This window comes from Acinetobacter guerrae, assembly GCF_009372255.1.
Taxonomy (GTDB): Bacteria; Pseudomonadota; Gammaproteobacteria; order Pseudomonadales; family Moraxellaceae; genus Acinetobacter; species Acinetobacter guerrae.
In genome coordinates this window covers 122,323-137,268 of record NZ_LXGN01000005.1, presented here as the reverse complement: position 1 = coordinate 137,268, position 14,946 = coordinate 122,323, and the positions used below count along the sequence as shown (strand labels likewise).

16 protein-coding genes are annotated in these 14,946 nt (G+C 38.9%); 11 read left to right on the top strand and 5 right to left on the bottom strand.

Annotation, left to right across the window (positions count from 1 at the left end; translation table 11 throughout):
* Position 1: 1 nt before the first annotated feature.
* The 4 genes from minD to A7A69_RS04440 form a co-directional block, all read right to left on the bottom strand.
* Positions 2–814, bottom strand: coding sequence for a septum site-determining protein MinD (gene minD / locus A7A69_RS04455; protein ID WP_120370063.1), 813 nt, complete (start codon positions 812–814; stop codon positions 2–4).
* Positions 815–879: 65 nt separating this feature from the next.
* A complete protein-coding gene (gene minC, locus A7A69_RS04450) occupies positions 880–1,602 on the bottom strand; it encodes a septum site-determining protein MinC (RefSeq protein WP_152876406.1) in 723 nt (240 codons plus the stop codon).
* A 120-nt stretch (positions 1,603–1,722) separates the two neighbouring features.
* The gene (locus tag A7A69_RS04445) at positions 1,723–2,769 is read right to left on the bottom strand and encodes a preprotein translocase subunit SecA (protein WP_152876405.1); all 1,047 of its coding nucleotides are present in this window, start codon (positions 2,767–2,769) and stop codon (positions 1,723–1,725) included.
* Positions 2,770–2,799: 30 nt separating this feature from the next.
* Positions 2,800–3,717 carry an acyltransferase gene (locus A7A69_RS04440; RefSeq protein WP_120370060.1) on the bottom strand — a complete coding sequence of 306 codons (918 nt, stop codon included), beginning with the start codon at positions 3,715–3,717 and terminating at the stop codon, positions 2,800–2,802.
* Positions 3,718–3,968: 251 nt separating this feature from the next.
* On the opposite strand from A7A69_RS04440, the gene A7A69_RS04435 reads away from it, so the two are divergent.
* The 10 genes from A7A69_RS04435 (at position 3,969) to A7A69_RS04390 (ending at position 13,940) form a co-directional block, all read left to right on the top strand.
* Positions 3,969–4,625 carry a YiaD family glycine zipper/OmpA-like lipoprotein gene (locus tag A7A69_RS04435; protein ID WP_120370059.1) on the top strand — a complete coding sequence of 219 codons (657 nt, stop codon included), beginning with the start codon at positions 3,969–3,971 and terminating at the stop codon, positions 4,623–4,625.
* A 121-nt stretch (positions 4,626–4,746) separates the two neighbouring features.
* A complete protein-coding gene (locus A7A69_RS04430) occupies positions 4,747–6,786 on the top strand; it encodes a UvrD-helicase domain-containing protein (protein WP_120370058.1) in 2,040 nt (679 codons plus the stop codon).
* A 24-nt stretch (positions 6,787–6,810) separates the two neighbouring features.
* Complete coding sequence (gene dut / locus A7A69_RS04425; RefSeq protein ID WP_152876404.1) at positions 6,811–7,263, top strand: dUTP diphosphatase; 453 nt, start codon at positions 6,811–6,813, stop codon at positions 7,261–7,263.
* Positions 7,264–7,441: 178 nt separating this feature from the next.
* Positions 7,442–8,866: a phosphomannomutase/phosphoglucomutase gene (locus tag A7A69_RS04420; RefSeq protein ID WP_152876403.1), complete on the top strand. Its 1,425-nt coding sequence runs from the start codon at positions 7,442–7,444 to the stop codon at positions 8,864–8,866.
* Positions 8,867–8,876: 10 nt separating this feature from the next.
* On the top strand, positions 8,877–9,788 hold the full coding sequence (gene argB / locus A7A69_RS04415; protein WP_151980908.1) for an acetylglutamate kinase: 912 nt from the start codon (positions 8,877–8,879) through the stop codon (positions 9,786–9,788).
* A 114-nt stretch (positions 9,789–9,902) separates the two neighbouring features.
* Positions 9,903–10,682 carry a GNAT family N-acetyltransferase gene (locus A7A69_RS04410; protein WP_120370054.1) on the top strand — a complete coding sequence of 260 codons (780 nt, stop codon included), beginning with the start codon at positions 9,903–9,905 and terminating at the stop codon, positions 10,680–10,682.
* 102 nt (positions 10,683–10,784) lie between these two features.
* A complete protein-coding gene (locus A7A69_RS04405; RefSeq protein WP_151980907.1) occupies positions 10,785–11,633 on the top strand; it encodes a class II glutamine amidotransferase in 849 nt (282 codons plus the stop codon).
* 294 nt (positions 11,634–11,927) lie between these two features.
* Positions 11,928–12,377, top strand: coding sequence for a bacteriohemerythrin (locus tag A7A69_RS04400; protein WP_120370052.1), 450 nt, complete (start codon positions 11,928–11,930; stop codon positions 12,375–12,377).
* Positions 12,378–12,537: 160 nt separating this feature from the next.
* Positions 12,538–13,623: an SLC5/6 family protein gene (locus tag A7A69_RS04395; protein ID WP_152876402.1), complete on the top strand. Its 1,086-nt coding sequence runs from the start codon at positions 12,538–12,540 to the stop codon at positions 13,621–13,623.
* Positions 13,620–13,940 carry an RnfH family protein gene (locus A7A69_RS04390; protein WP_151980905.1) on the top strand — a complete coding sequence of 107 codons (321 nt, stop codon included), beginning with the start codon at positions 13,620–13,622 and terminating at the stop codon, positions 13,938–13,940. The genes A7A69_RS04395 and A7A69_RS04390 overlap by 4 nt, the downstream gene beginning before the upstream one ends.
* Before the next feature lie 43 nt (positions 13,941–13,983).
* Here A7A69_RS04390 and A7A69_RS04385 read toward each other — a convergent pair whose 3' ends face one another.
* A complete protein-coding gene (locus A7A69_RS04385; protein ID WP_120370049.1) occupies positions 13,984–14,382 on the bottom strand; it encodes an outer membrane protein assembly factor BamE in 399 nt (132 codons plus the stop codon).
* 111 nt (positions 14,383–14,493) lie between these two features.
* On the opposite strand from A7A69_RS04385, the gene fur reads away from it, so the two are divergent.
* On the top strand, positions 14,494–14,934 hold the full coding sequence (fur, locus tag A7A69_RS04380) for a ferric iron uptake transcriptional regulator (protein WP_151980904.1): 441 nt from the start codon (positions 14,494–14,496) through the stop codon (positions 14,932–14,934).
* Positions 14,935–14,946: the final 12 nt, after the last annotated feature.

The following is a 14,946-nucleotide window of genomic DNA, read 5'->3' as shown; positions in this document are numbered from 1 at the left end:
TCTACGCTCCAAATAACCGTGCCAACCAGCCTTTAGGCTGAGATGTAATGTGTCGATAAGGACGCTCTTCTCCGAGGAAACGTGCGACAAGGTCATCATAAGCCTGACCTGCTTTCGTCTCAGTATAAAGAATTACAGGTTTACCTTCGTTAGAAGCTTGTAAAACACTTGGGCACTCTGGGATAACGCCTAAAGTTGGAACGCGTAAAATATCTTTTGCAATATCATCGATCGTCAACATTTCCTGACGGTCTGCACGTTCTGGATTAAAACGGGTAATACATAAATGCTTACGTATACGTCCTTCGTTTTGTTCAACTTTTTTGGTTTTACTATCGAGCATCCCAATAATACGATCTGAATCGCGGACAGATGAAATCTCAGGGTTCGTTACAATAATGGCTTCATCTGCATGATACATGGCTAAAATAGCACCACGTTCAATGCCTGCAGGCGAGTCACAAATAATGTAATCAAATTCCTGTGACAATTCATCAATTACACGCGCAACTCCTTCATCACTTAAAGCATCTTTATCACGTGTTTGTGAAGCTGGAAGAATATATAAGTTCTCAATATCTTTATCGCGGATAAGTGCTTGTTGTAAACGGGCTTCGTTATTAATGACATTGACAAAGTCATACACAACACGACGCTCACACCCCATGATCAAATCGAGGTTACGTAAACCTACGTCGAAATCAATTACAACAGTTTTATGACCACGTAGGGCTAAACCTGTTGCAAAAGATGCACTCGTTGTAGTTTTACCTACCCCACCTTTGCCTGATGTTACGACAACAATTTTGGCCACCGAATCCACTCCTGTTATGGTCATACACCCTTAAAATGGGCTTTTATTGGTGTTTAATATATACCTTAAAATTCCAGAGCCTGAAATACAAGTTCTTGCTTGTCATTTAAATAAATATGTACCGCTTTTTTCAGCACATCTTTGGGAATATCATCCGCTACACAATAGGTTCCTGCAATAGAAACTAATTCAGCTTCTAAGCAATGACAAAAAATACGTGCGGCTGGATTTCCTCCAACACCTGCGATGACTCTACCACGAACATTGCCATAAATATGAATATTTCCCGATGCAATGACTTCGGAGCCACTATTCATACTGGCATTTAAAATAATGTCACCATGATCTTGTACCAGACTTTGCCCTGTACGCAAAATTTCATCATGGTAAGAGGTCTTGTGTGCGATCGCTGTTTTTGTTGGTGTTGTTTTTGTTTCAGAGTTTGACGCAACTGGTTTTGTTTCCTCAACCAGAGTCACTTCTTCACGTGAAGGTTTAATTCGTTGTAAAGGTTGATCGGCACCAAGTACTGGGAATTGAATCGCGCGGGCTTCATCGCCTAAAACACCATCAATCACAGCCATTGGCTGTAAACCAAGACTAATTAAAAGCTGAATTAAAGCAATCAGTTCCTGTTCAACGGTACTATCAATAATCACCAATGTGCCTTGATAAGCACCTTCACTGAGTGTGTTTGATAATTGCTGGCGGATGGCATCATGATCATTTGTATCCAGAGTCAACCGAGTAAAGTTGACCATTCTGCCTGTAATCCGTATATCAGCCATAATTATTCCTTAAGAACCTCTGACGAGCTGGTACGCCGAGGTAATATTGTAAATAGTCCAAATCCTAGACCAAATTTGGTGATTTCTCTAGCTATCAATCAAAAAAAATTGTTGAAATGCCTAATCTTTAGCTTGATCGCGTTCTTTTAAAACTTGTTGCCATTGTTTAACTTTGACTTGTTGGCGAATGGCTTCAAGACTTTCAAACACTACAGATTCAACCAAATCTTCTAAGTGTTTGTTATCAATATTTATTTCACTTATGCGCTGTGCAATGAGTTCATAATTTGGATTAATTGTACGTTCTGAACCCGTTGTAAATGGTTGTAGTAAGCCTGCGGTTATGTTTTCACCCAAGCGTTGTCCAATACTTTGAATTTGCTGTTCAATTCGACCTCCTACAATCGGGATCAAGCGTAATAACTGAGTTAACTCAGGAGTATCTTCAATCGCTTGATTGACGATTTGTCCGACACCTTTAGAAATTTGATTATGTTGAGCTTTAAGTTCAGTGGCCAAACTTTCTTGTAATAATTCAGCAATTGTCATCGCAAATAACTGACGATGATGATCGACCAACTCGTGAATAATACGTTTATGGGTTGAACTGGTTTCAAGTTCACGCTTAATCCCATGAATAATGGTTAAAACTACACGATCAGAAAGTTCTTCCATGACCACGTGATAATAAAATATGCTTTGTGTCGACCAATTTTCAGGAATAATCTTATAGCCCATTTCTTTGAGTCGATAGGCGATAATTCCCGCTCGAAATAAACGCAAAAAGCGTAAATGCGGAATAATGGCTAAAATTTCATACCAGTGAATAAACGGAAAAAAAAACCAACGTGAATGATGTTTATTCACAATAGCAATCGCCCAACGTACTAGCAATTCTACAATCAAAAAACCAATAAACCATGCTTCAGTCGTAATCACCCACGGATGCAAGTGGCTACGATAAAATTCAAGTACTTGAGGCAAATGAATATGTTCAAAAAACCATGTACCAATACTGCTCATTAAGAAGTAATTAGCACAGAGGCAAAACAGATTAAAAAGAATAATAAACACCATAAAGATGTCATAAACCAGAAAAACTTTAAACGATAGACTGGTCGGATCTACGTGATGATATTTAGATTTCTGTTTGGAACTGTTTTGCATAATGCCTGTCAATTTAAATGATTAAGATACTTAATGAGAATATTTGGCTTTCATCTGGCTAATAAGCTGATCCTTTTCTGTCCAGAGTTGATCGACCCAATCCTGAAAACGTTTACGGTAATCTTCATCTTCTTCATAATTGCCACCCAATACCCACGCAGGAATCTCGATTTTACGTAGATTGACTGCAATACGGGAAACATCACCTAGCCAGAAGTCGCTATATTCGGGTGGTCCATCAGGGTAGACAATGCTCATATCTACCAAAGCATCAATTTGATCACCCAAAATATTTAAAGCAAGCGCCAAACCACCTGCTTTGGGTTTAAGTAGATTTTGATATGGCGAATTTTGCTGATCGTGTTTGGCTTGAGTAAAACGTGTGCCTTCCAGATAATTCAACAAGGTAAAGGGTTGAGACAGCAGTTGTTCACACGCTTTACGTGCTTCAAGCATATCGCGTGTTTTAAGTTCTGGATTTTTGGCAATTTGCTCTTTGCTATGCCGTTTCATCATCGGGAAGCCCAGAATTTTAAAGGCTTGTCCTACAAATGGGATAAAAATAAGCTCCCATTTGGTGAAGAAACGGGTGAGGGGCATACGGCTTACACCAAAATATTGATTGACCGTTGTATCGACCCAACTCTGATGGTTACACATCATTAGATAACGACCCTGCATACTTAATTCAAGATCGGGGTCTATCGTGATATCCCATTTTAAATGAGGTAATACGTGATCGATGAGCCAGTTGTTTATGCCAAGCCAACTATTGGTAATCTGAATGTTGGTTTCATCCACTTTTCGTGATTGTTTGAATAATTTGGTCAAACCGAGTGCCAATACAGGAGGACCATGTAAAAAGGTACTGCCTGTAATCACACTTCCCACGGTCACGCCTCGGGTAATTTTTTTGAGCATCGACTGTTTTTGGGGTTGTTTAGACATAAAATAAATCCTGATGAAGAATTACATCCAATTTGTTAAAAATCTGAACACAATATAGACGTTGTAAACTGATTTAAAAAGTTAAACAGTGAAACAATGGATAAAATGTAGTGAAGAATTAATCGAAAGATACTCAAACTATTACAAAATGTAAAAAAACGGCGTATTGTTAACAAAAAATCAATGGTCTAAGTGGTTTTTTTCTATCATTATTTTCACAGACAACAAAGACACAAACGAGGAGGCATGCAATGCGTGCACTATTAATTACGACAGTGGTTGGGGCAGCAGTGGCACTTTCAGGTTGCCAATCAACAGGACAAAATCTTGGTGGCGTAGAATACGATAAAGCTGCTTTAGGTACATTGATTGGTGCAGCAGCAGGCTATGGTATCTCTAAGTCAAATGCTAACTCTAGCCGTCAAAACAACCGTGCCGCGGCAATTGGTGCAGTATTAGGTGGTGCAAGTGGTTTGTACCTTGACCAAAAAGAGAAAAAATTGCGTCAACAAATGGCAGGTACTGGTGTGGAAGTAAACCGTAATCCAGATGGTTCGGTTGGATTGGTAATGCCTGGTAACATTACTTTTGATACCAACAAATCAAATATCAAATCTAACTTCTATACAACTTTAAATAAAGTTGCGCAAACGCTTGCAGAAGACAACAAGAGTGCAATTCTTGTGACAGGTTATACAGACAGTACGGGTAATGATTCAATCAATATTCCATTGTCTCAGGCTCGTGCTCAATCCGTTGCGAACTATTTAAGTGGTCAAGGTGTTTCATCTGCCCGTATTAATGCACAAGGTTATGGTTCAGCAAATCCGATTGCTTCAAATGCAACCGCAGAAGGACGTGAACAAAACCGTCGTGTTGAAATTAGCATCTATGAGCGTCAATCTTAGTCGTTTAGTTTTTAAAAACCACCTTCGGGTGGTTTTTTTATGAGTAAAATCCATCTTAATCGATTAGTCATCTTGTGATTAGATGTCTATAATCATGCTCGGATTCGTGAGAGGAAAACCTATGTCAGCAGCAAGTCATCTAAATGACAAGCAACTTGAAGCCATGAAATATACTCAAGGGCCCTTGTTAGTACTTGCAGGGGCTGGTTCAGGTAAAACCTCAGTAATTACCCAGAAAATTGCTTATCTGGTGAAAAATTGTCGTATTCCTGCGCATCGTATTACTGCAATGACTTTTACCAATAAAGCTGCGCGTGAAATGAAAGAACGCGTCGGGAAGTTGCTTTCTCGTGAAGAAGGAAAAGGTCTTTCAGTTTCAACCTTTCATACCTTTGGTTTGAATTTGTTGCGCTTGGAACTAAAACATACGCCACTTAAAAATAATTTTTCGATTTTGGATGCCGATGACTGTAAACGCATCCTGATGGATTTAATGCAGCGTGACAATCTTTCTGGAGCTGAAAGCAAAGAACTGATTGCCAAAGCGATGAAAAAAATCTCAGACTGGAAAAATGATCTGATTGTACCAGAACAGGCTCATTCAACTTGTGAAACTGTAGAGGATGTTCAATTTGCCCATCTCTATCAGCTATATGAACGTAATTTACGGGCTTATAACGCGGTTGATTTTGATGATCTGATTGTGTTGCCAACACGTCTTTTGCAGGAAAATGCTGAAGTCCGTGATAAATGGCAAAACCGTACCCGTTATCTTTTGGTGGACGAATATCAGGATACTAACACCGCCCAATATATTTTAGTGAAATTACTGGTTGGGGTGATGGGACAGTTTACTGCGGTGGGTGACGATGACCAATCGATTTACGCATGGCGCGGCGCAAAACCTGAAAATATGGCATTGCTCAAAGAAGATTTTCCCAATCTAAAAGTCATCAAGCTTGAACAAAATTATCGTTCTACTAGCCGAATTTTAAAAGCAGCCAACGCCGTGATTGAAAACAATCCGCATATTTTTGATAAAAAATTGTGGAGCGATAAAGGGCATGGCGAAGTGATTCGGATTATTACTTGCCGTAATGACGATGATGAAGCTGAGCGTGTGGTCAAAGATTTGATGACCCATAAACTGATGAATGGGAAAAACTGGAAAGATTATGCGGTGTTGTACCGTGGCAACTTTCAGGCGCGTGTTTTGGAAACGCAACTACGCCAAATGCAAATTCCTTATAAACTTTCAGGTGGACAGTCATTCTTCGCACGGGCAGAAATTAAGGATGTGATGAGCTATTTGCGTCTAATTATTAACCCAGAAGATGACAGCGCATTTTTACGAATTATTAATACCCCAAAACGTGCCATCGGGCCTGTTACATTAGAAAAGTTGGGTCTGTTTTCACAGGAAAACCATTTATCTTTGTTGGGTGCGGCATCCGATCAGCGCCTTAGCATGGTAATTCCGAAAAAAGCTGCAACACAATTACATGAGTTTTCCGATTTTATCAGCAATTTTACTCGTGAACTGATGGATGACGATGAACCTGTGCCAAAGGTTCGCCAGATGATGAATGAGGCGGGCTATATTGATTATATCCGTGAAACTGCGGCGACACCTGCACAGGAAAAAACCAAGCTTGATAATATTGAAAATTTATTTAGCAGTATTCAAGGCTTACTGAATCGCACTGAAGATGTCGATGAAAAGAACATTGAAAGTGTGATTCGTAAATTAGTACTACTGGATATGCTGGAACAGCAGCAGGAAGAAGAAGACACAGATAAAGTCAACCTACTAACTTTACACGCAGCGAAAGGTCTTGAGTTTCCATTTGTTTATATTATGGGCTTAGAAGAAGAATTATTGCCGCACAAAAACTCGATTGCCGCTGAAACCATCGAAGAAGAACGCCGTTTGATGTATGTGGGCATTACTCGCGCACGTCAGGGCTTAACTTTGACATTGGCTGAACAGCGTAAAAATGGCGGCCAAATGAAACAGATGACACCAAGTCGCTTTTTGGATGAACTACCGCAAGACGAACTAGAGTGGTTAGGACGCAAAAAGAAATTGGCGGGGAATGTAGATCCGAAAGAGCAGGCGCAGCAATATCTGGCAAATTTAAAAGCTTTATTAAAGAAATAATTGATTGAACGATTAGGAAATGTAATGAAAGTCCAAGTTAAAATTTTAGATTCACGTTTAGGTAATGAATGGCCGCTACCGTCTTATGCGACTGTAGGTTCAGCAGGTTTGGACTTACGCGCTTGTGTTGATGAAGCGATTCAAATTCAACCCGGTCAAACTGTTTTAGTTAAAACAGGCATGGCGATTTATATACACGATACGCATTTTGCGGGTCTTATTTTACCGCGTTCTGGTTTGGGGCATAAACACGGTATTGTACTGGGTAATTTGGTTGGGCTGATCGATTCAGATTATCAAGGCGAACTGATGGTTTCTGTCTGGAATCGTGGGCAACAAAGCTTTACTTTGGAACCAGGTGAACGTTTGGCGCAATATGTTTTAGTTCCTGTAATTCAGGCTGAATTTGAACAAGTAGAAGAATTTGTTGCCACCGATCGTGGTGCGGGTGGCTTTGGTCATACTGGAAAGCAATAATTCAAGCGCCTGTTTAAACAGGCGTTTCTTTTTTTGTATTGAATGTTTCAAAAAATTAGATTAAAACATCACACTTAATCTGTCTGAATGACTGACAAGAATGCTGCCTACTGCCTATATCATAAGCAATACTGTTTTTACTTTTAATAAGTAGGCCTTGAATTAAAAGAAGATGCCTATGGATGCGATGTTTAATTTTCCCTTACATATTTTTCGTGCTTACGATATTCGTGGCAAGCTTACGGTTTTTACGCCGCAAGTGGTGGCTGCGATTGGCTATGCTTTAGCACGTCAATATCGGGCTGCGGAACAGCTAAAAGTGGTGATAGGTTATGATGCCCGATTAAGCAGTCCTCAATATGCAGCTATATTAAAGACAATTTTTGAAAAACAAGGGCTAGACGTTACCGATATAGGCTGTTGTTCAAGCCCGATGATGTATTTCATGGCGCGTCAAACTAATGGAAATGGGGTGATGGTCACTGCGAGCCATAATCCAAAATCCGATAATGGTATTAAATGGATTTTAAAGGGTGAACCACCAACACCAGAGCAAATCAAAGACATTGGAAATGCAGCAGCACATGACTACATTACAGCGCTTGAAACACCGCGTATACGTGGTTTAAATCATCAAATCAAAAGCGATTATTGTTTAAGCTATCAACAAGGTTTACTCCAAGATATTCAGCTTGCACGTCCTTTTAAAATAGTTTTAGATGGTTTGAACGGTTCAGCAGGACGCTGTGCTGAAATTGTGTTGAATAGGCTAGGTTGTGAAGTGATTGCTTTACGTTGTGAAGCCAATGGTGAGTTTCCAGATCATGCGCCTGACCCATCTTTAGCCATTCATTTGGAAAAATTGCGACAAACTATCATTGATCAAGATGCAGATATAGGTATTGCTTTGGATGGCGATGGTGATCGTTTAGTCATAATCGATGAACATGCTCATATTATTACCGCAGATCGTTTGATATCTCTATTTGCAAAAATCTGTCTGGAGCAACATCCACATGCAGAAATTGTATTTGATGTTAAATGTTCCAGTATGGTTGGCCAAACAGTCAAAGCATTAGGTGGAACTCCGACCATGATTCGTACAGGTAGTAGCTTTTTACGAAGCTATTTATCGCAGTCACAGGGACGAGCCATATTTGGTGGAGAATACGCAGGGCATTATGTGTTCAATGATGGTCGTGGGTTTGGTTATGATGACGGTTTATATGCTGCATTGCGTATCTTGGAATATTTAAGTCAGTTCCCTAAGCAAACACTGTCTCAGCTATTGTCAGCTTTCCCAGAGCGTTATTGTACTGAAGATACTTATATTAGTACGTATCGTTCTGAACCCAAAAATGTCTTACAGGATATTGAGAGCTTAAGTCATCAATCTAAAGCCCAACTCAGTAAAATTGATGGTATACGACTTGATTTTACTGATGGTTTTGGCATTATTCGAGCATCCAACACGGGCGAATACTTTACCGTCAGATTTGATGCTGCCAATCCTTTGCAACTGGCGCATATTCGACATCAGTTTGTTCGCATGTTGCAGGATAAATACCCTAAAATAGCGCAAGATATTTCAAACATCCATTAAGGAGAGACGAATGCCACATCAGCATACTGGCATCGACAAAGCGAAAATATTGACCGAAGCTTTGCCGTACATTCAACGTTTTTCGGGTAAAACGCTAGTTGTGAAATATGGTGGCAATGCAATGACCGATCCTGAACTGGAAAGCTCATTTGCACGTGATATTGTGTTATTAAAAACAGTCGGTTTAAATCCAATCGTGGTACATGGTGGTGGCCCACAAGTCGACTCTTTACTCAAACGATTAGGACAAGAATCTGATCGTATTGATGGAATGCGCGTCACCGATGAAGCGACAATGGAAGTCGTCGAAATGGTGCTCGGTGGTAGTGTCAACAAATCTATTGTTAATCTGATCAATAAACACGGTGGTCGTGCAATTGGTTTAACAGGTAAAGATGGCAACTTGTTGCGTGCGCGTAAACTGCTGATGGAAAAGCAAGATGAACAAGGGCAGGTGCAACATATTGATCTGGGAATGGTTGGCGAAGTCGTTGGTGTAAAAACTGATGTGCTAGAAATGTTTACCCAGAGTGATTTTATCCCTGTGATTGCACCGTTAGGGGTAGATGAAGAAGGTAATACTTATAATATCAATGCAGATTTGGTCGCGGGTAAAGTCGCAGAAGCATTAAGTGCGGAAAAATTAATTTTATTGACCAATATCACAGGTGTTCTCGATGAGAATAAAAATCTGCTGACAGGTTTAAGTACACAGGACGTCGACCGTTTAATTGAAACGGGTGTGATTTATGGCGGTATGATTCCTAAAGTAGGTTGTGCCTTAGATGCCGTTAAAGGCGGTGTTGTAAGCGCTCATATCGTCGATGGTCGAGTCCCACATGCAACCTTACTTGAGATCTTTACCGATCATGGGGTTGGAACGCTCATTACTAACAGACTTGGGCATAAATCAGCACATTAATTTTTTTGTTGTAAAAGTCATCTTCGGATGACTTTTTTATTGTCTGTAATAACGTCATTTTCCTGTCATGATCTTATCCTAGTGTAAGCATAATGATAAAAACAGGGTGACATTATGCTAGAAAAACTCAATCATTATCGCCAAAATTTTAATCTGCCTTTAACTCGTCAAAAAACAAATCAAACACATTTTCGCTTTGACTGGGTCGATAACCTTAAAGAATTACAAGAAGTGCAACGTTTTCGTGCAGTTCAATTTAGTGAGCAATTCGGTGTAAGGTTTGAGGATGGGCTAGATCAGGATATTTATGATTTTGGCTGCGAACATGCGGTATTAAGAGAGAAATGGACAGGTGAGATAGTTGCTTATACTCGTCTTAAGCTGTTTCAGGGACATGAACTTGCACAAAGTTATAGTGCCAGCGAGTTTGATATTATTCCGCATCTATCGCATTTACCGAATGTCTTGGAAATAGGACGTACCTGCGTGCATCCCCGTTTTCGTTCGGGTAAAGCTTTATCGACATTATGGCTCAATCTTGTTCCTAAAGTCCTTTGGTCAATGCGTGCTAAATATTTGATGGGTTGCGTCAGTATTCATCTGCAAGATAATTTGACACGTGCTTACCATACTCATCAGCAAATTCAGCGTTTGGATGAAAAGCAAACCATCGCAATTGCATCTAAAAATAGTTTTGAAATACCGCGTCCTGAATTTAGCTTCCCACAGGATGAACGGATGCCTAAATTATTTAAAATGTATCTAGATATGCAATCTAAACTATCTTGCCAACCTTTTTATGATGAAAGCTTTAACTGTCTGGATTATTTTGTTTTTCTTGAAGTCAATCAGGTTGCCAAATCTTTTGTATTGAGTAAACGTGGTCAAAAATAAAACTTATGGTTGAATTTGCATAAGGGTCTAGATATTCAGATTTGCAAGCCTTTTGCCACTGATGCACAATACAGATAAGCCCTTTGCTTTTATTTGTATGCTATGTGCCAACTACTTGGAATGAACTGTGCCACCCCGACAGATATAACCTTTTCTTTTAAAGGATTTTCACAACGGGCGGGAATTACCTCTGATCATTCAGATGGTTTTGGTATCGCATTTTTTGAAGATAAAGCCTGCCGTTTATTTGTCGATAATCAATCTGCGGTTGAGTCTCCTATTGCAGAGCTGGTGCGAAATTATCCAATTAAATCCCGCAATGTCATCGCGCATATTCGTAAAGCAACACAGGGTAAAATTACACTGGAAAACTCGCATCCGTTTATCCGCGAACTGTGGGGCAGACAGTGGATTTTTGCACATAATGGCGATTTACATGATTTTGATCCGCCTTTAACGGGACGATTTATTCCCATTGGGAATACAGATAGCGAGCGTGCATTTTGTTATTTGCTAGATCAGTTAGTAGAACATTTTAACTATACCGAACCAAGTGTCATGCAAGTTTTTAATGTTCTTGAACAGATTTCACCGAAAGTAGCTGAATTTGGAACTTTTAATTATTGTTTGTCCAATGGTCAAGCTTTGTTTAGCTATGCGACGACCAAGTTACATTGGCTTGTTCGTGAATATCCTTTTAAAGCTGCCCGATTAATTGATCTGGATGTAGAGGTTGATTTCAGTCAAGTCACCACTTCACATGATCGTGTTGCAGTTATTACTACTGAACCTTTAACTCAAAATGAACAATGGAAATCCTATCAAGCTGGTGAAATGATTTTATTTCAGGATGGAAAACCGATAAAACACGCTCAAACACGGGTTGAAAGATTAGAACGTGAACAAAAAAATCCTGAGCTTAAGCGTATCACCCGTGCAGATCAATATTAATATTGATTGGATTTTTAATTAAACAAAAGGTTGTTTAAATTTTTTTATTTTTTACATTATTTGTATTATAAATTTTCTATTTAATTCATATTTTTATAGAGAATAAACTTATTATTTGGTTAAAAAATATCTTACTTTTTTACTATGCTTTTTTATAAAAATTAATATAAATCAATTTGTTAAATTATTGTGTGTGGTTTTTTTATAATCTTGACCAGTTTGGTTTATTTTTATTTAAAAAAATAACAGATATGATGTTGATATCTAATAAATGTTTTAGAAAAGGGGTAGGGGATGAAATGGCTTCCTGAATATAATACTGGCATTGAAGTCATTGATGATCAGCATAAACGTATTCTTGACTACATAAATGAATTAGAAGAAGTTAGAAAAACACACGATAGAATTCATGTTAAAGATGTTCTATTAAATTTGATTGATTATACACAATCCCATTTTGCTTTTGAGGAAAGTTTACAGGAAGAGGCTAATTATAAATATCGTGTACCACATAAACGTGTACATGATTTATTTATTAAAAAAATTGAGCATTACCGTGAACGTTTTGAAATGGGACATAATGTTGAAGAAGAATTATATGAAGTGCTTTCAAAATGGTTAATTAATCATATTCAACATGATGATGCTGATTATGTCGGCGCAGTTAAAGAAAATATGATGGGAATCATTAAAGAAAAAGAACAGAAAAAAGGCAAAGGGTGGTTTGCACGATTCTTTTCATAAAAAAGTCATGAATTGGCAAACTTGAATAAAAGACAATAACAATAAGACTCAGCGCTGCAAATCATTTAGAAATAGATGGTTTGCATTTTTTATATGCAAACTTTGATTTTCACACTCGACAAAGGCAAAATATCTCCAGACTTCATATTAGGAATGAATGATGCAGGATTCAGCTCTCGCACGATGGTTATCACCACTCATGGCGTTTTGCTTTACTTTTATTATTGTTGCAGCATTAGCATCGGCTGTGGGGATTCAGATAGACCGCCAACTCGATTTCTGGCTTCTTTGGTTAGCGACAATGGTTATTTTGGCACTACCAATATGCTATCTGGAAATTGCATTGGCTAAACGAACGAAAACAACAGCGCTCAACGCTTTGTCCAGTTTAACTCGTGATGCAGATGCATCGCAAAAATGGCGTATAGTAGGCTGGCTAGCAGTTGTCTTTATTCCTTTTCTTGCGGGTGCGATCTTATCGCATTTAGGTTTAGCTGCATCTGTAACGTTGGGGCTTGGTATAAGCTCTCAAGTTATGTTCGTAGGACTCGTGATCGTGGCGTTTGCTTTATCATTTGTTCCACGTCAGATTTTACTGATTTTGATGATGCTTGGTGTTGTGATCTCTTTTATCAGTTCGCTCGTATTGGCACAACCTACTGCGAGCTGGCATTGGACTCCAATTGAGTTTAAAGAGTGGGGCAATGCTACAGTTCTGGCTTTAGTCGCGACAGGTTTAGGCATGGGGCTGTACTGGCAAAATAGTTTGCAACAGGTTCAGGATGGTCAGCAAGCCAGTAAAAGTGCTTTGCCAATCTGGATCGCTCAGTTTCTTGCAGTTATCGCTTTTGGCTTTTATTCGGTACAGCAAAATATTCCAGTATTAACATTAGCAATTGCGGGAGTCATGGCGGCGGCTTTACTGTTGCAACTGGCAAAAGAACAATTACAACAACGTCAGCTTTCGGCTGTGATTCAATGGGCAGTATTGTTAATTGCGACATTAATCTGGCTCATTCCTCAGGTGCAATTTGAATTTAATATTTTGCTTATGCTATGGGGATTATTGATTTGTTTAATTTATTCAATCTTTGCAGGCTGGATTATGAAAATCAGTCATTTACGCAAATCGATGAACTTTAGTAATGAACTTTTTTATAATCTATGGCGGATTGCGATTCGTATTGTTCTACCGTTATCGATTATTCTGGCAATGCTAGCGATCATTGGACAGTTGTTGTCATGAGTCAAACTCAAGTCTGGGTTGCTTATGCTGCGGTTGATCAGCAATTTTTAATTGCTGTCCCATTTACAGATGGCATGACCGCAGAACAAGCGATTCAATACAGTCAAATTAGACAGAAAATAAATATAGATGATCCACTTCAACTGGGTATTTTTGGCGTCAAAATTACGCTAGATACGCGATTAAAATCAGGTGATCGTGTTGAAATTTATCGACCACTTACGATTCATCCTCAAGATATTCGACGTAAACGGGCTCAGAAAAACCCAGTAGGTCGTTTTCAGCGTGGCAATCGTTTTAAACAATCTGACTCATAGAAAGAACCCCTCAATCGAGGGGTATCTTTTTATTGAAAAATCATTATAGTGGTGGGGCTGTCAAAATCGCTTCTTTAGATGCTGGTAAGCCTGGTTGTGAATCAGGAATGGTATCTAAACCTTCAATACTTTTGACTGTTCCTGATTCATCAAAGTAAATTTTTAAATGTTGCCCATGTGCAGCAGGGATTTTTGCTTTTTTAGCATACGTGCCTGGAATATAGTTGTAGATGTAGTCCCAACGGAATGGATTTAATGGATCTGTAACGGTTGGACTACCGAGCAAAAAGCGAACTTGTTGAAAATTCATACCTACTTGAACTTTCGATGCTTGGGCTTTGGTTAATGGAGTTCCTTGAGGGATGTCAACTTTGTAGACACCTAAAGTTGAACAACCAGCAAGCAGTGAAGTGACGAATAACGCCAACATAAGTTTTTGCATTTTGCTACACTATCCCGATAAATTATGATGCATTTGACTTAGGGATAGATCATACTGCATCTAACTACGATTGCCTATTCCAACTTTAAATTTGTTGAGAGACCTTTTTTTATGCCGATTTCCAATCAAGATTTACGTAAAGCTGGACTTAAAGTCACCCTGCCACGAATTAAGATTTTGGAATTATTAGAAAATTCAAAACAACATCATTTGAGCGCAGAAGATATTTATAAGACTTTGCTTGAGCAAGGTGAAGATGTAGGTTTAGCTACTGTTTACCGCGTATTAACACAATTTGAGGCTGCGGGCATTATCCAGCGTCATCATTTTGAAAACAATCATTCTGTATTTGAGATTATGCAAGAAGATCACCATGATCATCTGGTTTGCTTGAATTGCGGTAAAGTTGTTGAATTTACAAATGAAATTATTGAACATGAGCAACATACTGTTGCTGAAAAGCATGGTTTTACTTTAACTGGTCATTCCCTGAATTTATATGGTTATTGTAGCGAGACTGAATGTCAGGAAGCGTATCGTAAAAAGCAATAAAATCACATAAAT

Coding starts and splice junctions, on each gene's coding strand:
- minC (WP_152876406.1), bottom strand. CDS start 1,602: ATGGCTGATATACGGATTACAGGCAGAATGGTCAACTTTACTCGGTTG.
- A7A69_RS04445 (WP_152876405.1), bottom strand. CDS start 2,769: ATGCAAAACAGTTCCAAACAGAAATCTAAATATCATCACGTAGATCCG.
- A7A69_RS04440 (WP_120370060.1), bottom strand. CDS start 3,717: ATGTCTAAACAACCCCAAAAACAGTCGATGCTCAAAAAAATTACCCGA.
- A7A69_RS04435 (WP_120370059.1), top strand. CDS start 3,969: ATGCGTGCACTATTAATTACGACAGTGGTTGGGGCAGCAGTGGCACTT.
- A7A69_RS04430 (WP_120370058.1), top strand. CDS start 4,747: ATGTCAGCAGCAAGTCATCTAAATGACAAGCAACTTGAAGCCATGAAA.
- dut (WP_152876404.1), top strand. CDS start 6,811: ATGAAAGTCCAAGTTAAAATTTTAGATTCACGTTTAGGTAATGAATGG.
- A7A69_RS04420 (WP_152876403.1), top strand. CDS start 7,442: ATGGATGCGATGTTTAATTTTCCCTTACATATTTTTCGTGCTTACGAT.
- argB (WP_151980908.1), top strand. CDS start 8,877: ATGCCACATCAGCATACTGGCATCGACAAAGCGAAAATATTGACCGAA.
- A7A69_RS04410 (WP_120370054.1), top strand. CDS start 9,903: ATGCTAGAAAAACTCAATCATTATCGCCAAAATTTTAATCTGCCTTTA.
- A7A69_RS04405 (WP_151980907.1), top strand. CDS start 10,785: ATGTGCCAACTACTTGGAATGAACTGTGCCACCCCGACAGATATAACC.
- A7A69_RS04400 (WP_120370052.1), top strand. CDS start 11,928: ATGAAATGGCTTCCTGAATATAATACTGGCATTGAAGTCATTGATGAT.
- A7A69_RS04395 (WP_152876402.1), top strand. CDS start 12,538: ATGCAGGATTCAGCTCTCGCACGATGGTTATCACCACTCATGGCGTTT.
- A7A69_RS04390 (WP_151980905.1), top strand. CDS start 13,620: ATGAGTCAAACTCAAGTCTGGGTTGCTTATGCTGCGGTTGATCAGCAA.
- A7A69_RS04385 (WP_120370049.1), bottom strand. CDS start 14,382: ATGCAAAAACTTATGTTGGCGTTATTCGTCACTTCACTGCTTGCTGGT.
- fur (WP_151980904.1), top strand. CDS start 14,494: ATGCCGATTTCCAATCAAGATTTACGTAAAGCTGGACTTAAAGTCACC.